The sequence below is a fragment of the Actinoplanes philippinensis genome (assembly GCF_900113015.1).
In the GTDB taxonomy this organism is placed as follows: domain Bacteria; phylum Actinomycetota; class Actinomycetes; order Mycobacteriales; family Micromonosporaceae; genus Actinoplanes; species Actinoplanes philippinensis.
Window position 1 is genome coordinate 188316 of the sequence record NZ_FONV01000012.1, and the last position, 16673, is coordinate 204988.

The 16673-nt window shown below is 72.1% G+C and carries 18 protein-coding genes; 2 read left to right on the plus strand and 16 right to left on the minus strand.

Annotated features, from left to right (window positions below):
* Positions 1–4 precede the first annotated feature (4 nt).
* Complete coding sequence (gene pstB, locus BM290_RS31295; protein ID WP_093619509.1) at positions 5–781, plus strand: phosphate ABC transporter ATP-binding protein PstB; 777 nt, start codon at positions 5–7, stop codon at positions 779–781.
* A gap of 85 nt (positions 782–866) precedes the next feature.
* On the opposite strand, the gene BM290_RS31300 is transcribed toward pstB, so the two are convergent.
* A complete protein-coding gene (locus tag BM290_RS31300) occupies positions 867–1637 on the minus strand; it encodes an NUDIX hydrolase (RefSeq protein WP_093619685.1) in 771 nt (256 codons plus the stop codon).
* Between the two features lie 93 nt (positions 1638–1730).
* Here BM290_RS31300 and BM290_RS31305 point away from each other — a divergent pair, with 93 nt between their 5' ends.
* Positions 1731–2708, plus strand: coding sequence for a Gfo/Idh/MocA family protein (locus BM290_RS31305; protein ID WP_093619510.1), 978 nt, complete (start codon positions 1731–1733; stop codon positions 2706–2708).
* Positions 2709–2751: 43 nt separating this feature from the next.
* Here BM290_RS31305 and BM290_RS31310 read toward each other — a convergent pair whose 3' ends face one another.
* From BM290_RS31310 to lxmK, 15 genes are all read right to left on the minus strand, one after another.
* The gene (locus BM290_RS31310) at positions 2752–3417 is read right to left on the minus strand and encodes a GOLPH3/VPS74 family protein (RefSeq protein ID WP_093619511.1); all 666 of its coding nucleotides are present in this window, start codon (positions 3415–3417) and stop codon (positions 2752–2754) included.
* The gene (locus BM290_RS31315) at positions 3401–5809 is read right to left on the minus strand and encodes a M16 family metallopeptidase (protein ID WP_093619512.1); all 2409 of its coding nucleotides are present in this window, start codon (positions 5807–5809) and stop codon (positions 3401–3403) included. The genes BM290_RS31310 and BM290_RS31315 overlap by 17 nt, the downstream gene beginning before the upstream one ends.
* A gap of 22 nt (positions 5810–5831) precedes the next feature.
* A complete protein-coding gene (locus tag BM290_RS31320; RefSeq protein ID WP_093619513.1) occupies positions 5832–6728 on the minus strand; it encodes a phosphotransferase family protein in 897 nt (298 codons plus the stop codon).
* Positions 6725–7345, minus strand: coding sequence for a flavoprotein (locus BM290_RS31325; protein ID WP_203779532.1), 621 nt, complete (start codon positions 7343–7345; stop codon positions 6725–6727). Before BM290_RS31325 ends, BM290_RS31320 begins: the two co-directional genes overlap by 4 nt.
* Positions 7342–8304: an LLM class flavin-dependent oxidoreductase gene (locus BM290_RS31330; protein ID WP_093619687.1), complete on the minus strand. Its 963-nt coding sequence runs from the start codon at positions 8302–8304 to the stop codon at positions 7342–7344. The genes BM290_RS31325 and BM290_RS31330 overlap by 4 nt, the downstream gene beginning before the upstream one ends.
* Positions 8305–8321: 17 nt before the next feature.
* A complete protein-coding gene (locus tag BM290_RS31335; protein ID WP_093619514.1) occupies positions 8322–10061 on the minus strand; it encodes an ABC transporter ATP-binding protein in 1740 nt (579 codons plus the stop codon).
* A 29-nt stretch (positions 10062–10090) separates the two neighbouring features.
* Complete coding sequence (locus tag BM290_RS31340) at positions 10091–11305, minus strand: ABC transporter permease (RefSeq protein WP_093619515.1); 1215 nt, start codon at positions 11303–11305, stop codon at positions 10091–10093.
* On the minus strand, positions 11302–12192 hold the full coding sequence (locus BM290_RS31345; RefSeq protein WP_093619516.1) for an ABC transporter ATP-binding protein: 891 nt from the start codon (positions 12190–12192) through the stop codon (positions 11302–11304). Before BM290_RS31345 ends, BM290_RS31340 begins: the two co-directional genes overlap by 4 nt.
* Before the next feature lie 13 nt (positions 12193–12205).
* Positions 12206–13225 (minus strand): methyltransferase, encoded by a 1020-nt coding sequence (locus BM290_RS31350; protein ID WP_093619517.1) that lies wholly within the window; start codon positions 13223–13225, stop codon positions 12206–12208.
* 68 nt (positions 13226–13293) lie between these two features.
* Entirely contained in the window at positions 13294–13473 is a 180-nt protein-coding gene (locus BM290_RS31355) for an LxmA leader domain family RiPP (RefSeq protein ID WP_093619518.1), read from the minus strand.
* A gap of 38 nt (positions 13474–13511) precedes the next feature.
* The gene (locus tag BM290_RS31360; protein WP_093619519.1) at positions 13512–13715 is read right to left on the minus strand and encodes an LxmA leader domain family RiPP; all 204 of its coding nucleotides are present in this window, start codon (positions 13713–13715) and stop codon (positions 13512–13514) included.
* A gap of 145 nt (positions 13716–13860) precedes the next feature.
* Positions 13861–14043: an LxmA leader domain family RiPP gene (locus BM290_RS31365; RefSeq protein ID WP_093619520.1), complete on the minus strand. Its 183-nt coding sequence runs from the start codon at positions 14041–14043 to the stop codon at positions 13861–13863.
* A gap of 63 nt (positions 14044–14106) precedes the next feature.
* Positions 14107–14301, minus strand: a complete 195-nt coding sequence (locus tag BM290_RS31370) for an LxmA leader domain family RiPP (protein WP_093619521.1) — start codon at positions 14299–14301, stop codon at positions 14107–14109.
* A gap of 85 nt (positions 14302–14386) precedes the next feature.
* The gene (locus tag BM290_RS31375; RefSeq protein ID WP_093619522.1) at positions 14387–15340 is read right to left on the minus strand and encodes a T3SS effector HopA1 family protein; all 954 of its coding nucleotides are present in this window, start codon (positions 15338–15340) and stop codon (positions 14387–14389) included.
* Positions 15340–16476 (minus strand): class V lanthionine synthetase subunit LxmK, encoded by a 1137-nt coding sequence (gene lxmK / locus BM290_RS31380; RefSeq protein ID WP_203779534.1) that lies wholly within the window; start codon positions 16474–16476, stop codon positions 15340–15342. The genes BM290_RS31375 and lxmK overlap by 1 nt, the downstream gene beginning before the upstream one ends.
* Positions 16477–16673: the final 197 nt, after the last annotated feature.

Genomic DNA, 16673 nt, shown 5'->3' on the forward strand with positions numbered 1-16673 from the left:
ATCCATGGCCAAGCGCATCGAGGCGAGCAACGTCTCCTCCTACTACGGCTCCTTCAAAGCCATCGACAGTGTCTCGATGACCGTCGAGCCGAAGACGATCACCGCTCTGATCGGCCCGTCCGGTTGCGGCAAGTCGACCTTCCTGCGGTCCATCAACCGCATGCACGAGGTTCTGCCGAACGCCCGCATCGAGGGCAGCCTCACGATCGACGACCAGAACATCTACGACCCGGACGTGGACGTCACCGCGGTCCGCCGCATGATCGGCATGGTCTTCCAGCGGCCGAACCCGTTCCCGACCATGTCGATCTACGAGAACGCGGTCGCCGGCCTGAAGCTGAACGGCGTCAAGAAGAAGTCGATCCTGGACGAGGCGGCCGAGAAGTCGCTGCGGTCGGCGAACCTGTGGGACGAGGTCAAGGACCGTCTCGACCGCCCCGGCGCGGGCCTGTCCGGCGGTCAGCAGCAGCGTCTCTGCATCGCCCGGACCATCGCTGTCGAGCCGCAGGTCGTGCTGATGGACGAGCCGTGTTCCGCGCTCGACCCGATCTCGACGCTGGCGATCGAGGACCTGATGTTCAAGCTGAAGGACCGCTTCACGATCATCATCGTCACGCACAACATGCAGCAGGCCGCGCGCGTCAGCGACAAGACCGGCTTCTTCTCGATCGACAAGACCGGTGACCCGGGCCGCCTCATCGAGTACGACGACACCCAGAAGATCTTCAGCAACCCCGCCCAGAAGAAGACCGAGGACTACATCACCGGCCGTTTCGGCTGATCGAAACTCCGCGTCCGAGCGCCGGTCCCGCTGTTGCGAGGGCCGGCGCTCTTTTTGGGGGGTGCGGGAGGGGTGGCCGTACCGGCTAAGGGAGGTGAACCGTCACCTGACCGTCCGCGGCGACCGAGATGCGGGGGTTGAGCGGCGTCGCCGCGTCGCGGTGGGCCGAGGCGGCGACCACGTCCGGGATGCTCGGACACGCCGCGATCTGGTCGAGCGTCCGGCGAGTGGGCGGCAGCATCGGCAGGTCGCCGGTGGCGGGCGCGATCCACGCGGTGCCCTCGGCCTCGCCGGAGACGTCGCGGGCGGTCTGGGCCTCCGGGAGCAGCGCGGCGAAGAACCAGGTGTCGTAGCGGCGCGGTTCGAAGTCGGGGGTGATCCAGCGGGCCCACGGCAGCAGCAGGTCGTCGCGGAGCCGCAGGCCGCGGCGGGCCAGCAGATCGGTCATGGTGAGTTCGCGGCGGGCGACGGCGGCCCGGTCGGCCTCCCAGTCGTCGGTGGCGGTGGCGGTGACCGTCCGGTCGGGCTCGGCGAGCGGCCCGGCCAGCAGGATCCCGGCCTCCTCGAAGAGTTCCCGGGCGGCGGCGCCGACGACGGCCCGGGCCTGTTCGTCGGGGACGCCGAGGCGCGCGGACCAGTCGGTGCGGATCGTCGACGGGCGGTCGGTGGGGTCGACGACGCCGCCGGGAAAGGCGTAGACGCCGCCGAAGACCATCGTGGAGGCGCGGCGCAGAACGTACACCTGGAAGCCGTCGCCGTGCGGGCGCAGCAGCACCACGGTGGCGGCCGGGCGGGCCTCGGCCGGTGGGCCGGTGAACTCGCGGGCGCGCTGTGACATGGCGGGCGGGAGCTGCATCGAGTCGGTCACCGTTCGATCCTGGCACCGCGGGGCGGTCAGGTCACGGACGATCGTGCCGCCGGGCGCGGTCCGGGGGATACGGTATCGATCATGACCGGAGAGAAGGTGCGCTGGGGGATTCTCGGCCCCGGCGGGATCGCCAGCACATTCGCCGCAGACCTGCCGCTGGTGGAGGGCGCCGAGCTCGCCGCCGTGGCCTCACGCAACCTGACGAGCGCGCAGTCGTTCGCGGATCGGCACGGGTTCGCGCGGGCGTACGGCTCCTACGCGGAGCTGGCCGCGGACGACGGCGTCGACGTGATCTACGTGGCCACGCCGCACGCGTTCCACCTGGAGGCGGCGCTGCTCTGCGTGGAGGCCGGCAAGGCGGTGCTGGTGGAGAAGCCGATCACCCTGGACCTGCCGACGGCCGCGCTGCTCATCGAGGCGGCGCGGACCAACGGGGTGTTCCTGATGGAGGCCATGTGGATGCGCTGCAACCCGGCCATCCGCCGGATCGCCCAGCTGGTGGCCGAGGGCGCGATCGGCGACGTCAGCGCCGTCCACGCCGACTTCGGCCTGCAGGGGCCGTTCGAGGCGTCGCACCGGCTGCGTGACCCGAAGCTGGGCGGCGGCGCGCTGCTCGACCTGGGTGTCTACCCGATCCACCTGGCGCACACGATCCTGGGCGCGCCGGCGTCGGCGCAGGCGTGGGCGCATCTCACGCCGGAACGGGTGGACGAGAACACCGGGGTGCTGCTGGGCTACGAGTCGGGTGCGGTGGCCGCGCTGACCTGCAGCATCAACGGCGCCAGCCGCAACGCGGCGTCGATCACCGGCACGGCCGGGCGGATCGATCTGCCGGTCGGCTTCTTCGTGCCGCGCTCGTTCACGCTGACCCGGCCGGACCTGGCGCCGGAGACGTTCGAGTTCCCGTTCGAGGGCAGCGGGTACCAGTTCGAGGCGGCCGAGGTGCAGCGCGCCATGCTCGCCGGCGAACGGGAGAGCCCGCTCGTCTCGCACAACACCACCCTCGAGGTGATGGCGCTGCTGGACGCGCTGCGCGAGCAGATCGGCGTCGCCTACTGACCGGTCGGGAGGGGGCTGTCCGGCCCCCTCCCGGCGGCGACGATCAGGACGCCGCGGCGGCCACCGCGGCCGCGTTCATCTCGACAGCGGTCCAGACCTGCTTGACCGCCTCACGGACGGCGTCGTCGGCCGGGTTGCCCGCGACGATCGCGTCGGCCCGCGCCTTGAGCTGGGCCTTGTCGCCGCCGACCACCTTCGGCAGCGACTTCACCGAGTGCAGCAGGGCGATCAGCGAGGCGGTACGCGAATCCGGGGCGGCGCCCTCGTGCAGGGTGGCGACGAGGGCCCGGCGCAGCGCGGCCTCGTTCTCGGTGTCCGCGGCCGGGAAGCTGGTCAGCTTGAAGATGCCGAGGACCCGGGACCGGTCGTGGCGCAGGATGCCACGCTCCACGAGACGCTCGATCACCGCTTTCCGGTTGCCCTTGACCAGCGCCTCCACGGCTTTCCTCAGGGTGCGCGGCTTCTCCGCGACGGTAGCGAGGGCGGCGTCGAGGAGCGGGTCGCCGGTCGGGGTGCGGTCGGTCACGATCGCCGCGCGGTCTTTGCCGTCCTTGCCCTCGGGTTGGCCCGGTGTCACCCGGCCGAGGCGGATCAGGTCCAGCAGGAGCGCGCCGGCGATCACCGAGTCCAGGTAGGTCTGGTTGATCACCGAGCGGCCGGTCTTGTCGTCGAAGACCAGCTGCAGGACGTCTTCAGCGAGAGTGCTCATCGTTCGGCTCCTTCGAAAGCGGGGACAGGACACGTACGGATTCGGCGGGGCCACTTACCACAATGCACGATTCGGTCGAGCCGTACAGAATTCGGGCGGCTTCCGCGACCTCCTCGGCGGGCACCTTGCCCAGCAGGCCCGGCAGTTGTTGCAGCCAGCGGGCGTCGCGCCCACCGGAGACCAGGATGGACAGCAGATCGGCGAGGGTGGCCGGGCTGTCGAACGCCGCGAGCAGCTGGGCCGCGCAGTACTCCCGGAGCGGGTCGATCTCGGCGGCGGTGAGCGGCTCGTCGTGCAGCCGCTGCCGCTCGGCGGCCAGGTCGGCGAGCGCGCCGGCCAGCTGATCCGGGGCGCATTCGGCGCGGATGTACGCACGGGCGAAGGTCCCGACCAGGTCCCGGCCGGTACGCGCGTGATAGCCGCCGAGGGTGGCGCGGGCCGGGACCCGGGCGTCCGGGCCGCCGCCGACCACCGCCGCGGCGAGGAACCGGGCCGCCTCGGACGGGCCGCCGTCCGGTTCGGCGACGCTCACGGTGATGTGGACACGGGTCGCCCCGTCCCGGCTCAGGGCGAGCGTGCCGGGCCGGGCGGCGCCGGGCCGTGGCGCCGGAACGGCGTCCGCCCGGTCGAGCACGGCCGCGGCGTCGAGGACGGCCCGCGGGTCGGCGCCGACGACGGTGAGCACGCCGGCGGAGAGCGGCGGGACGAACGGGCCGGGGCCGGGCGCGCCGAGCCAGTGCCGGCGCAGCGCGGTGTCCATCTCGTGTTCCGGGCTCGCGAGGGCGGGCGCGGAGGCCGGGCCGGCCGGGGTGTCGAGCACCGTGGCGAAGAGGTCGAGCAGGTCGGCGGCGCGGTGGCGGGGCGCGTGGGCGCTGAGGTCCAGCCAGTGCGCGTCGGCGGTCACGGTCAGGGCGCCGCCGAGACGTTCGGCCAGCGGGGCGCGGGTGGCGGCGGAGCGTACCCACCCGCCGACGGTGGCCGGGTCGTGGTCGCCGACCGGGAGGCGCAGACGGGCCTCGGCGAGTGGCGCCCGGCCGTCCGGGGCGGCCACCACGTGCAGGCCGCGGGGGAGCACGCGGTCGCGTACCGGGCCGAGGTCAGGGGTGAGCTGCGGGCCCGGCGCGGGCAGCGGGCGCGCCCCCGGCCGGGGCCGGGGCGTCACGACGGCCGGGGCCATGACCACGGCGGCGTGCGGGCGGGTGGCTAGCCGGCGGGCGGCGCCGGCGACGGTCTCCGGAGTGAGGGCGGTGAGCCCGGCGGGAATCCGGTCCAGCAGGCCGGGGTCGTCGAAGAGCAGCGCGAACCGGCCGAGCGCGCGGGCGTGCTCCCCGATGTCGGCGTGCTTGCGGTGATGCTCGGCGACGAGCAGCGGCACCACGTGGCGGACCGCGCCGGCCACCGCGTCCGGCTCGCCCAGGGTGCGCCACAGCGCCCGCAGGTCGTCGGTCACCCGATCCGGTTCCCGGCCGGGAGCGAGCAGACCTGCGGTGATCAGCACATCGGGCGTACGGGCGTCGAAAGCCCCGAAGAACCCGCAGCTCGCGGAGAGGCTGTGCAGGCCGAGCCGGGCGCCGTGCCGGGCGGTGATCCGGCCCAGCACCAGGTGGGCCAGGTAGCCCTCCAGGTCCTGTTCCGGACCGGCGAGCGGGTGGCCGACGGCCAGCGCGGTGAGCGGGATGCCGGGGCGGGTCGTGGTGAGCCGGCGGTCCGTGACCGGCGCCGGCGCCTCCGCAGCCGCTCGGCGTGGGACGTCCGCACCGCCCGGAATGTCGCCGAAGTGCCGCTCGACCAGGGCTTCGACGTGATCCGGGTCGACGTCGCCGGCCACCGTGAGAACGGCGTTGCCGGGCGTGTAGTGGGTGTCGAAGAAGTCCTCGACCCGGTCCAGGGTGACCTCGGCGAGACGGCTGGGCTCGCCGTACCCGTCATGGGCGTCGGCGTGCCCGTCGAACAGCACCGACGGCAGCAGTGGCCAGGGGAAACCGCCGTACGGCCGCCCCCGCAGCGCCTCGTCGATCTCGGTGCCCACGCCCTCGATCTGCTCGGCGAGCCCGGCCGCCGTGAACCGGGGCGACCGCATCCGATCGGCCTCGGCGAACAGCGCCGCCTCCAGCGCGACCAGCGGGGTGACCTGGTAGTAGTCGGTGTAGTCCTGGTGGGTGGTGCCGTTGGCGGCGCCGCCCCAGCGCTTGATGTGGTCGTAGAAGCGGCCGTCGGGCAGGCTCGCGCTGCCCCGGAACATCAGGTGCTCGAAGAGGTGGGCCAGGCCCTCCTGCCCCGGGCGCTCGGAGCGGAAACCGACGCCGTAGTGCAGGGCGACCCCGGTGCGCAACGCGCCGGGCACGTGCACGATCTGAAGACGAAGACCATTGCCGAGGGTACGAGTGCGCATCGAAACTGCCTTTCTCACGAGGTCAGGAGGAGTCGGCGGCCAGCCCGACCAGGAAGGCGACGAAGCCCGCGTAGTGGTCGAACCCGGCCTGGAACCAGTCGACGTACGAGGCGATGTCGTGCACGTGCAGCAGGATCCGGAGGACGGCGATCATCGGCCAGTCGGGGCCCAGGTCACGGCCGTACCCGTCGAGGAGCGCCTGGATCAGCCGCTGCCAGGAGGGGCCGTCGCCGCCCAGTTGCCAGCGCAGCTCGACCAGCTCGCCGATCACCCAGCCGACGTCCATCCGCCAGTCACCGACGGCCAGGTCCTCGCCGGTGAGCAGGACGTCGCCCTGCGCCGAGCCGACGATCATCGAGCCGAGCCCGGCGGCCCCGTGCACCAGACCGGACTGGACGGCGGCGAGCCGCTCGTAGTGCTCGCGCACCAGCGCCCAGCCGGCCTGGCCGAGACGGCGACGGACCACCGCCTGGGCGTACGCCGGATAAGAGTGCCGATGGTGACCGGACAGCCAGTCGCCGAGCCGGTCCAGTCCGGGCGCCCGCTCCCCGGCCAGCGCGGCCGGCGCCGGCACCGCATGCAAGGCCCGCAGGAGCCGGCCCATGCTCCGTACCGGCTCCACCAGTTCCGCCGCCGGACCGTGCGCGAGCAGCGCTTTCGCGACCGATTCGCCACCGTCCACGTAGTAGACCCGGGCGTCGCCGCGCGAGCTGGGCACCGCCAGTCGCGCGTCACCGGTGACCCGGATCCGGGCCAGCCGGCGGTGCAGGCCGGGATCCACCGGCACGAACGCGCGCGGGGCACGGGGGCCGGGCAGCCGGCGGCGCACGCCGATCCCGCCCGGTCCGCGTACCTCGGTGGTCCGCAGCAGCGCCGTGCCCCGCTCACCGGCGTGCCGGGGCGACGTGTCGACGCTCATGACGGCACCGTCCGGACCACCGGGGTGGCGAGTCGCAGCCGGTGTTCGGCGAGATGCTCCAGCACCTCGGGCAGCGGCGGCGGCGCCCACGCCTCGGGCCGCCCGGTGGTCAGGCTGACCCCGGTCTGCGGCGCCACCAGCACGATGTTGTCCCGGGTGGCGAGGGCGCTCCAGTGCGACCGGAACGCGGCGCTGAACATGCCACCGGGCGGCAGCGCCGGCGCGATCACGATCGGCACCGCGGAGCACTGGGCGGCCAGCAACGACGGCGAGTCGGCGAGACCGAGGGCGAGCCGGGCGATGAAGTGCAGGGTGGCCGGGTAGACGACGAACGCCTCGGCCCATTCGGCCAGCTCCACGTGCCGCGCCCGGTGCTCGTCCGGCGGCCACTCGTCGATCAGCACCTCGCCGTGCGTACGCCCGGCCAGCGCGGCCCGGGTCACGAACCGCTGGGCGCTGCGGGTCACCACGGTGGTGACCTGGAGCTCGGGGTACTGGGTCCGCAGCCACGACACCCAGAACGGCATGCCCGCGGCGGCGGCCGATCCGGTGACCACCAGCACGAGTCGCTGGATGTCCAGGACGGGCGCCTGCGGCGGTGCGGCGAGATCGGTCATGACGACACCTCCCTCAGAACTTTCTCGAGTTCCTCCAAAGCGGACTTCACACCGAAACGGGCGTACGTCGCGGTGGTGTTGAGAACGATCTCGTCGACGCCGGCCTCGGTGAACTCCCGCAGCCGGCCGGCCACCTGCCCCGGGGTCCCGGCGAGGAACGCCCCGCCCTTGAGGACCTGCTCGGCGGCCGTCCGCGGGTCCGCGGTGTCGACGTGGATGCCGCTGCGGCTCAGCATGTCCCGGTAATGCGGGAGCGACAGGTGGCCGGAGTTGGCGGTCAGCACCGCGTCACGCGGGTCCGAGCCGTCCCGGTCCAGGGCGATCGGGACGATCGACACCACTCGGGGGACAGGCCGCCCGGCCGCCTCGGCGCCCTCCCGCAGCGCCGGGATCAGGGTGTCCCGCAGGTACGACGCCGGCGTCAACCAGGTGATCGCCACGTCGGCGGTCTCCCCGGCGACCCGCGCCATGCCCGGCCGCAGCACACCCAGCCCGACCTCGACCGGCGGGCGCGGCACCTTGGGGAGCCGGGCCTTGCAGGTGAAGTACTCGCCGGGCGGCGGGGCCGGCTCACCGTCGAGCAGGCCGCGGACGATGGTGACGTACTCCCGGACGGCCTGGAGCTGGCTGCGGTACGGCGCACCGAGCAGCCCCTCCTGCAGGACCTTGGCGCCCGGCCCGAACCCGGCGACCACCGGATGTCCCATCGTGACGGCCAGCGACTGAGCCTGCAGCGCGGCGTCGTACGGGTGACGGAACGGCATGAGGGTCACGCCCAACCCGACCGGTACCCGGAACCCGCCGGCGGCCATGTGGGTGAAGGTGTGGTGCGGCTCGTGCAGGGTGGCCTGTCCCTGCCACAGCCGGTGGGCGGAGCTCCATTGGGCGAACGCGCCGAAGGGCAGCGCCTGCTCGGGGCGGGTGGGTGCGAACGGCATCAGGATGGAATAGGTGCTCATCGCCAGTCCTTCCGAGGTCACGCGTGGGCCAGGGCCTGCGCGTCGACCAGCTCGGTGTAGCGCTCGCAGCGGTCCAGCAGCTCGTGGTGGCTGCCCTGGTCGGCGACCCGGCCGTTGTCGAGGACGATCACGTGGTCGGCCTGTCGCACGGTGGAGAGCCGGTGGGCGACGACCAGGACCGCGTGGTCGGTGGCCAGCTCGTCGACGACCTCGCGGAGCCGGTGCTCGTTGACGCCGTCCAGGTGGGAGGTGGGCTCGTCGAGCAGGATCAGCCGGGAGCCGGAGATCAGCGCCCGGGCCAGGGCGAGCCGCTGACGCTGGCCGCCGGAGAGGTCGAACTCGCCGCCGAGGACCGTGTCCAGCCCGTCCGGCAGGTGGCCGATCTCGTCGAGCAGTCCCACCCGGTCCAGGGCGGCCCGCAGCTCGGCGTCACCGGCCGGGCGCTCGGAGCCCAGCGTCAGGTTGGTGCGGATGCTGTCCGGCAGCAGGGTCGCCGCCTGGTCCACATAGGCGATCTCGGAGCGCAGCCGGTCGAGCCGCCAGCTCTGCACCGGCTCGCCGAAGACGGAGATCCGGCCCTGCTCGGCGGAGAGGAAGCGGAGGATCAGGTTCAGCGCGGTGCTCTTGCCCGAGCCGGAGAGGCCGACGACCGCGGTGAGGCCGCGTGAGGGCACGGCGAAGGACACGTCACGCAGTACGGGGCGTGCGTCGTACCCCGCGGTGACCTGGTCGAACTCGACGGCTGCGGTGGGTGCGACAGGCGGCGCCGACAGGATGGCGCCGTCCAGGTCGTCGCGGTCCTCCCGGGGCAGGGCGAAGATCTCGTCGAACCGCTCGCGGGCGGCCAGGCCCATCTGCAGGCCGGTCACCCCGGACGCCGCCATCAGCAGCGGCGCGGCCAGCTGCAGGAGGTAGAGCAGGAAGGAGACGAACGTGGCGAGGGTCAGGTGACCGCTGAGCAGCCGGGCGCCACCGCCGATGACCACCGCGGCGAGCGCGATCTGCTGGCCCAGGTTGATCACCGGGACCATCAGCGACTCCATCCGCGCGGCCTTGATCTCCAGGTCACGCAGCCGGGCGGCGCTCTCGGCGAGCTGCTCCCCGACCACCGGCTCGGCCCGGTTCGCCTTGATCACGGTGATCGCGTCGATCACGCCGACGAACCGCTGCACGAAGCCGCCGACCTCGATCTGGACGCTCTGGTAGGTACGGCGCAGCCGGCGCACCACGATCACCACGATCGCCGCCGCCACCGCGAACGCGGCGAGCGTGACCAGCAGCAGCACCCAGTCCAGCAGGCCCATGATGATCAGCGTGCCGAGCAGGGTCACCCCGGCCATCGGCAGCTGGACCGGCCCGATGTCGATGAGGGCCTTCAGCCGGGCGGCGTCCATGGTGAGCCGCGCGGCGAGGTTGCCACTGCCCTGGCGGCGGATGTCGGCCATCCGCAGCCGCAGCGAGTGGTCCACGGTGCGGACCCGCAGCCGGTAGATCAGCTGCTGGCCCATCCGGCCCAGCAGGAACGTGGCGAGGGCCCCGGCCGCGGCGGTGCCGAGTCCGGTAGCGATCAGCAGCCCGGTCAGCCCGAGCAGCGCCTCGTCCGACTGAATGGCCGCGACGAGCCTGCCGACCAGCATCGGTACGGCCAGCGACGAACTGGTGGAGACGAGAACCAGAATCGCGATCAGCGCCACCTGGATCCCGCGGCCGCGGGTCAGTTCCCGGAGAATCCTGAGCCGCTCGGGCGTTACGGGCATGACGACGGTCCTTCCTGTGTCGAGGAGAGTCAGTGCCGGGCCGCGCGGAGGGCCTGGCGAACCTTGATGACGCCGCCGTACTGGAGAAGCCCCCCGGTGTAGACCCGGCTGCCGATGGCGAGCAGGGCCGCGACGGCGGCGACGGTCAGCGCCAGAGCGACGGCGACCTGCCAGAACGGCACGGAGCTGTAGGCCATGCGCACCGGCATGGCGGCCCAGGAGAGTCCCGGGATCATGGAGACCACGCCGAGCGCCGGAGAGGCGGGCGCCGTGATCGCGAGGATCGGGCCGATCAGCGTGCCCATCTGGATCATGCTGACCGGGCCGGTGACGTGGTTGACGTCCTCCTGGCGGGAGGCGAGCGAGCCGGCCACCGCGTAGAGGGTGACGAAGAGCAGGTATCCGGGGATGAACCAGAGCAGCACGTTGACAGCGGTCCCGAGGATCTCGGCGGGCGCGGTGAACACCCCGGCGACGGTCGCCGCGGCCAGGCCGAGGCCGAGCGTCACCGAGATCTGCACCAGGGCCGCCACCCCCAGCCCGAGGATCTTGCCGATCAGCAGCTGGCGCGGGGTGACCTTGGCCAGCAGCAGCTCGACGATCCGGCTCGACTTCTCCTCGGCGACACCCTGGGCGATCCCGATGCCGGCCATGAACATCAGCAGCACCAGGGCGATCACCGAGACGCCGGCGGTGATGGTGCGTTGCTGCACCCGCGCGGCGTCGGCGTCCAGCGTGGTCACCCGCATCGCCGGCAGGGCGATGTCGGCGGGTGCGGCGTTCAGCGCGCGGAGACGTTCCTGATAGGTGACGGTACGGAAGGTGTCGGCGAGGGTACGGCCGAGTTCGTCCGGCAGTTTGCGCAGCACCACGATCTCGTCGCCGATGATCGCCACGTCCGCCTTCTGCTCCCGGACCGCCGACCGAGCCGCCTCGGCGTCGGGCAGTTCCGTGACCGGCAGTTGCGCGCGCAGCGCCTCGGTGAGCGCGACCTGACCGGCCGGCACCGCGACGGTCGGCTGCTCGGTGTCCCGGTCGAGCAGGGTGGTGAGCCCCAGGCTGAGCGCGGCCAGCAGCGCCGTCGCCAGCAGCGAGGACCAGAAGTTCTTGTTGCGCAGCTGCTGGGAGATCTCCCGGCCGGCCACCGCACGGATCAGCGCGGACGCCCGGACGCGGGAGGCCGGCGTCGTGGTCGAAGTGGACGTGGTGACGTTGACCGTTTCTGATCGGACGTCGACGCTCATGCTGTCACCGCCTCGCGGAAGATGTCGGACAGGGAGGGGTTGCGCCAGCCGAAGTGCTCGATCCGGCCCAGCCGGCGGACCGCGTCGAGGACGTCGTCCGGGTCGGTGCCGTCGGACAGCTCGAAGGAGACGAGGCCGTCGTGGTCGTCGACGCGCCGGACGCCCGGCACGCTCTCCGGCCAGCCGGCCTCGGCGCCCTGCAGCGAGATCTGCAGCAGCCGGCCGGCGACCTTGGCCCGCAGCTCGCCGACGGTGCCCTCGGCGACGATCCGGCCACCGCGGATGATGCCGATCCGGTCACAGAGCCGGTCCACCAGATCCAGCTGGTGGCTGGAGAACAGCACCGGGATGCCGTTGCGGGCCTGCTCCAGCAGCACGTCCGCCATCGCGTCGACGGCCACCGGGTCCAACCCGGAGAAGGGCTCGTCGAGCACCAGCACCCGCGGCTCGGCCATCAGCGCGGCGATCAGCTGGACCTTCTGCTGGTTGCCCAGCGAAAGCTTCTCCAGCGGGTCCTTCGGAGACATCACCACGCCGAGCCGCTCGATCCACTCGGCGGCCCGCCGCGAGGCCTCGTCAGCGCGTACGCCACTCAGCTTCGCCAGGTAGACGAGCTGGTCGATGGGGCGCATCTTGGCGTACAGCCCACGTTCCTCGGGCATGTAGCCGATCTGGGCGCGTAGGTCGGCGTCGATGGGCCGGCCGTCGATGGTGACGACGCCACTGTCGGCGTCGTGCACCCCCAGGGCGATGCGCATCGCGGTCGTCTTGCCGGCGCCGTTGGCCCCGCAGAATCCGTAGAGCTCTCCGGGGCGTACGGCGAAGCTGAGCTCGTTGAGGACCTGCTTGGGCCCGAAGCTCTTGACCACTCGATCGAAGTTCAGCATGGTGTGTGGCTCCTCAGGCGAGGGTGAACTCGAGCAGCGAGCGCACCGGGGTCACCGGCCCGCGCCAGCTGACGCGCAGCCCCGCCGCCTCACCGAGACGCTCGAGCTGTTCGACGCTGCGGACCGGGGCGGGCATGGTGGCCCTGAGGTAGAGCTCGAAGCCGGCGGTCTCCAGGCTGCCGGTCTCGGCGACGGGCAGGTTGACCTCGGCGAGCAGCACCTTGCCGCCGGGGCCGGCCGCCTCGCCGCAGTGGCGGAGGATGGTGATCGCCTGCTCGTCGTCCCAGTCGGCCAGGATTGCGGAGAGCAGGTACACGTCGGTGCCGGTGGGCAGCGGCTCGAAGAAGCTGCCGACGACGGCCTCGGCCCGGTCGGCCAGCCCGGCGGCGGCGATGGCCCGGCCACCGACCTCGGCGACGTTCTTGAGGTCGAGCAGACGGCCGGTCAGGTGCGGGTGGCTGCGGAGCAGCTCGATGAGCAGCGCTCCACTGTGGCCACCGACGTCGGTGACGCTGCGGACCTGCGACCAGTCGTAGCCCTCGACGATGATGCTCGCGTCCCAGCCGATCGGGTTGTGCGCGTTGAGTTCCAGGGCGTCGACGAACTCGGGGTTGTGATTGATGTCCTCCCAGTAGCCGGCGCCGAAGACGGCGGCGTGGCTGGGCTGGCCGGTCCGCACCGTGTGCAGCACGTTGACCAGGGCCAGCTCCTGCCGGCCGAAGAGGCCGTCCATGCTGAGCAGGCCGCGGATCCCGGACGGGTCGGTGTCGAGCAGCGGCTCGCCGAGCGGCGCGACCGCGTAGCTGCCGTCCTCGGCGCGGCTCAGCAGTTCCAGGCCGGCGAGCCGGCGCAGCAGCATGTCGAGCAGCTCGGGGATCGTGCCGGTCACTTCGGCCAGCGCGTCCGTACGGTTGACTCCCGCCGCGATGTGGTCCGCCAGCCGCAGGGTGGCGGCGGCCCGGATGATCGACGGGGTCAGGAGGTCGGTCAACGCCCGCAGGCGTTCGTGGTGGTTGAGCGTGGTGGTCGGCATCTCTTCCGTCCTCAAGGTTCGGGCGGGGTGCGGCCCGTGCGGGCCGCACCCCGTGCCTGATGCTGCGGTCAGCAGCCTTCCGCGATGGTCTTGCCGGAGAACTGGCTGATCAGCCAGGACGCGGTGGCGGCGGCGCAGGGGGCGCTGGTCGCCGGGGCGTCGGCGGCGGCGGCCACGTTCAGCTCGTCGGTCTCGCTGTAGACGAGGTAGCCCTCGATCAGCTCGTTGAGGTTCTCGGTCTTCTCCATGGGTTTCCCTCTCTCGTTCTCGAACCGGTGGGGGTTGGTCAGCAGACGAACTCGTAGGTGGCGCCCGAGACGGCGCTCGCGCCGGCGGCGCACCAGGTGGAGCTGGCCGCGGAGACGGCGCAGACCGGGGAGGTGGCCGGCGCGTCCGACGCCGCCGACAGGTTGAGCTCGTTCGCCTCGGCGTAGGTCTCGTACTGCGCGACCAGGTCGACGATCTCGGTGTTCTCGGTGTTGTTCGACATCTCTGGATTCCTTTCGGTACGGATCGGCAGCTCCCGTTGAGCTGACGACAGAGGGTGCGTGTACTCGCCCCCTGCACTCAGCTCACCGGCCGGCCGGGCCGGGTGGTGGCGGCGGCGGACCGCCGCCCCACCCGGGGCCCGTGGCTCAGCAACCCTCCGAGATGGTCTTGCCGGAGAACTGGCTGACGATCCAGCTCACACCGGCCGCGGCGCACGGGGCGCTGGTGGCGGGGGCGTCGGCGGCGGCCGAGACGGCCAGCTCCTCGGCGCCGGTGGTGTAGGCCTCGTAGTTCGCGACCAGCTCCATGACGGTCTCGATCTGCTCCATCGGATTACCTCTTTCTGTGTGTGTTTTGTGTCGGTTTACGGAAGGGAAAGGGATGCGGGCTCGTCAGCAGACGAACTCGTAGGTGGCGCCCGAGACGGCGCTCGCGCCGGCGGCGCACCAGGTGGAGCTGGCCGCGGAGACGGCGCAGACCGGGGAGGTGGCCGGCGCGTCCGACGCCGCCGACAGGTTGAGCTCGTTCGCCTCGGCGTAGGTCTCGTACTGCGCCACGAGGTCGACGATCTCGGTGTTCTTGTCCATAGTGGACTCCTTTCATAGAGGTTTGAGCGGAAAACAGGGGATGCGTACACTCGTCCCCTGCGATCTGCTCAAACCGGTTTCCTTCTCAGCCCGGAAATGGGCTGGAGCTCGTGTTGCGGGCCGGCCGGACCGGGTCGATCCCGGCCTCGGCGAAGGCCTCCGACAGCGCGTCCTCGAGCGAGCCGCCGTCGGCGAGCAGCGCGGTGGCCAGCGCGGTGGCCCGGTGCTGCCCGAAACTCAGGCCCTTCATGGCGGGCCGGGCGTCGTCCGGCTCCCACGCCACCGCCACACCGGGACCCAGCGGCTCGGTGAAGACGGACGTCGCCTCACCCAGGCCGGGCCGATCCCGGACCACCTCCGCGACCCGGTGGGCGGCCGCCCACCAGGGCCGGTCCAGATAGACCACCAGCGCGTCGCGGCGGGGATAGAGCAGGCGGGAGGACAAGATCTTCGCGCGGTACGGGACACCGCCGTCCTCCAGCGCACCGAGCACCCGGCCGAACACCTCGGCGGCCGGCTCCCACGCGGTGAGGTGCACGTAGACGCGCAGCATCTCGGAGCGGGCCGGCTGCGGCGCCGACCCGTCGACCAGGAAGAACCCGGGTGACAGCGCGGGACGCATGGCCGGCACGGTCAGGTCCACGAACGGCCCCGGATCGGTGTCCGGCACGGCGGCCTCGGGCACCCAGACCCGTACCCCGTCCCGCTCGACCAGGACCATCTCCCGGCCGTTGTTCGCGGTCCGGCGAGCGCCGTGATACCTGGCCCGTACGGTCGTGCCCCGATGCGGCATCGCCGCGGCGAACCGGCTCTCGAGCTCGTCGTCACGCAGCCGGAAGGGCAGCTTGTCCTTCTCCACCCGCTGGCCGGCGTGCAGCACGTCATAGATCGCCTCGGCCAGCAGTCGCCGCAGCTCACGCGGGCTCTCCGACTCGACGGTGCGGTCACCGGCGGTCGCCGACGTACGGTCCGGCGCGACGGTCACCGCGTCCAGCGCCACGTTGAGGGCGGAGGGGATCCGCCAGGTCGTCACAGTCATCACGAGTCTCCGAGTCCGAGGGTGTCGATGAACTTCTCCGGCTGCAGCAGCACGCCCCGGCCGATGCCGGCGGCCGCACGCTCGATCCCGGAGAGCCGGGAGGCACGGGAGGCGCCGGCCATGAGCCGGTCCAGCAGGTGCCAGCCCGCGAAGGCCGCGGCACGGGCGGCGAACCGGTCGTCCACCTCCGGCCGGGCGGTCCGGTAGCCGCGCCAGAAGTCCCGGACCAGCGGCATCAGGCGTTGCATCTTCGCCACGCCGCGGCTCAGCACCATCTCGTGCGTGAGCTCCAGGTCGACGAAGACGGTGTCGCCCCGGGTGGTCACGATGTCGAGCACCGAGCGGTAGAGCCACTCGCCGGCGAACGAGCCCACATCACGGGCGCCGTCGGCGAGCCGGAACTCCTCCCAGTCGGTCAGGTAGACCGTGTCGCCGGTGATCAGCAACTGGTCGACCCGCAGGTCGCAGTGCGTGGGCACCAGCGGCGCCTCGGCCTCCCGCTCACGCAGCCGGGCCACGGCGGCACGCAGTTCGGCGTCCTGCTGCATCAGCCGCCAGCCCTGCAGCTCACCGAAGCTCAGCGAGTCGAAGGTCGCCGGCGACAGGCCGTGCAGCGCTTCCAGCGGAGGCTGGTACGGCACCGACCGGTCCCAGTCGACGCCGGCCGGCGGGACCGCCGCGTGCAGCCGGCCGACCGCCTCGCCGATCGTGCTGGACAGAGCGGCGTCGAAGGTCTCGTCGACCATCAGCTCGGCGCCGTTGCGGGCGCCGTCGACCAGCTCGAACACCACCAGGGCGGCGTCCCGGTCGTACCCCAGGAAGTCCGGCCCGCGCAGCGCCGCGACCGGCAGGTCCCGGGCCCAGAGGTGGAAGGCCAGCAGGCGCTTCATCCGCCGCTCGACCTCGGCCGGGTCGGAACCGACGAGCCGCTTCACGAAGACCGAGCGGCCACCGGTGGTGCGTCCGGCCCAGGTGTCGTTGCGGCCGACCGGCGCGGCCAGGGAGTCACGGTCGAAGGCGCCGAGGCCGAGCCGGCCGAGCAACGCCTCGACGGCCGGGTGCCGATCGAGATCGACCGGCGTGTAACGGGGCCGATCCACCTTCTTCTCCGGCAGCAGCGCGGTGTTCGATCCCACTGTCACCCCTTCCGTCCGGCGCCGCCGTTGTGGCGGTGCTTCGTCATGTCCAACTTTCTACGGGCACTCCGGCGGTCGATGGAACCTCTTATTCAAAGCTTTGAATCAGATCCTTTCCGGTATTGCCAAAACTCGGCTCATTCCTATTATCGGGCGCTTGTCGCGGGCGCTCGATCAAACATATTCGATATCGATTG

Coding starts and splice junctions, on each gene's coding strand:
- pstB (WP_093619509.1), top strand. CDS start 5: ATGGCCAAGCGCATCGAGGCGAGCAACGTCTCCTCCTACTACGGCTCC.
- BM290_RS31300 (WP_093619685.1), bottom strand. CDS start 1,637: ATGCAGCTCCCGCCCGCCATGTCACAGCGCGCCCGCGAGTTCACCGGC.
- BM290_RS31305 (WP_093619510.1), top strand. CDS start 1,731: ATGACCGGAGAGAAGGTGCGCTGGGGGATTCTCGGCCCCGGCGGGATC.
- BM290_RS31310 (WP_093619511.1), bottom strand. CDS start 3,417: ATGAGCACTCTCGCTGAAGACGTCCTGCAGCTGGTCTTCGACGACAAG.
- BM290_RS31315 (WP_093619512.1), bottom strand. CDS start 5,809: ATGCGCACTCGTACCCTCGGCAATGGTCTTCGTCTTCAGATCGTGCAC.
- BM290_RS31320 (WP_093619513.1), bottom strand. CDS start 6,728: ATGAGCGTCGACACGTCGCCCCGGCACGCCGGTGAGCGGGGCACGGCG.
- BM290_RS31325 (WP_203779532.1), bottom strand. CDS start 7,345: ATGACCGATCTCGCCGCACCGCCGCAGGCGCCCGTCCTGGACATCCAG.
- BM290_RS31330 (WP_093619687.1), bottom strand. CDS start 8,304: ATGAGCACCTATTCCATCCTGATGCCGTTCGCACCCACCCGCCCCGAG.
- BM290_RS31335 (WP_093619514.1), bottom strand. CDS start 10,061: ATGCCCGTAACGCCCGAGCGGCTCAGGATTCTCCGGGAACTGACCCGC.
- BM290_RS31340 (WP_093619515.1), bottom strand. CDS start 11,305: ATGAGCGTCGACGTCCGATCAGAAACGGTCAACGTCACCACGTCCACT.
- BM290_RS31345 (WP_093619516.1), bottom strand. CDS start 12,192: ATGCTGAACTTCGATCGAGTGGTCAAGAGCTTCGGGCCCAAGCAGGTC.
- BM290_RS31350 (WP_093619517.1), bottom strand. CDS start 13,225: ATGCCGACCACCACGCTCAACCACCACGAACGCCTGCGGGCGTTGACC.
- BM290_RS31355 (WP_093619518.1), bottom strand. CDS start 13,473: ATGGAGAAGACCGAGAACCTCAACGAGCTGATCGAGGGCTACCTCGTC.
- BM290_RS31360 (WP_093619519.1), bottom strand. CDS start 13,715: ATGTCGAACAACACCGAGAACACCGAGATCGTCGACCTGGTCGCGCAG.
- BM290_RS31365 (WP_093619520.1), bottom strand. CDS start 14,043: ATGGAGCAGATCGAGACCGTCATGGAGCTGGTCGCGAACTACGAGGCC.
- BM290_RS31370 (WP_093619521.1), bottom strand. CDS start 14,301: ATGGACAAGAACACCGAGATCGTCGACCTCGTGGCGCAGTACGAGACC.
- BM290_RS31375 (WP_093619522.1), bottom strand. CDS start 15,340: ATGACTGTGACGACCTGGCGGATCCCCTCCGCCCTCAACGTGGCGCTG.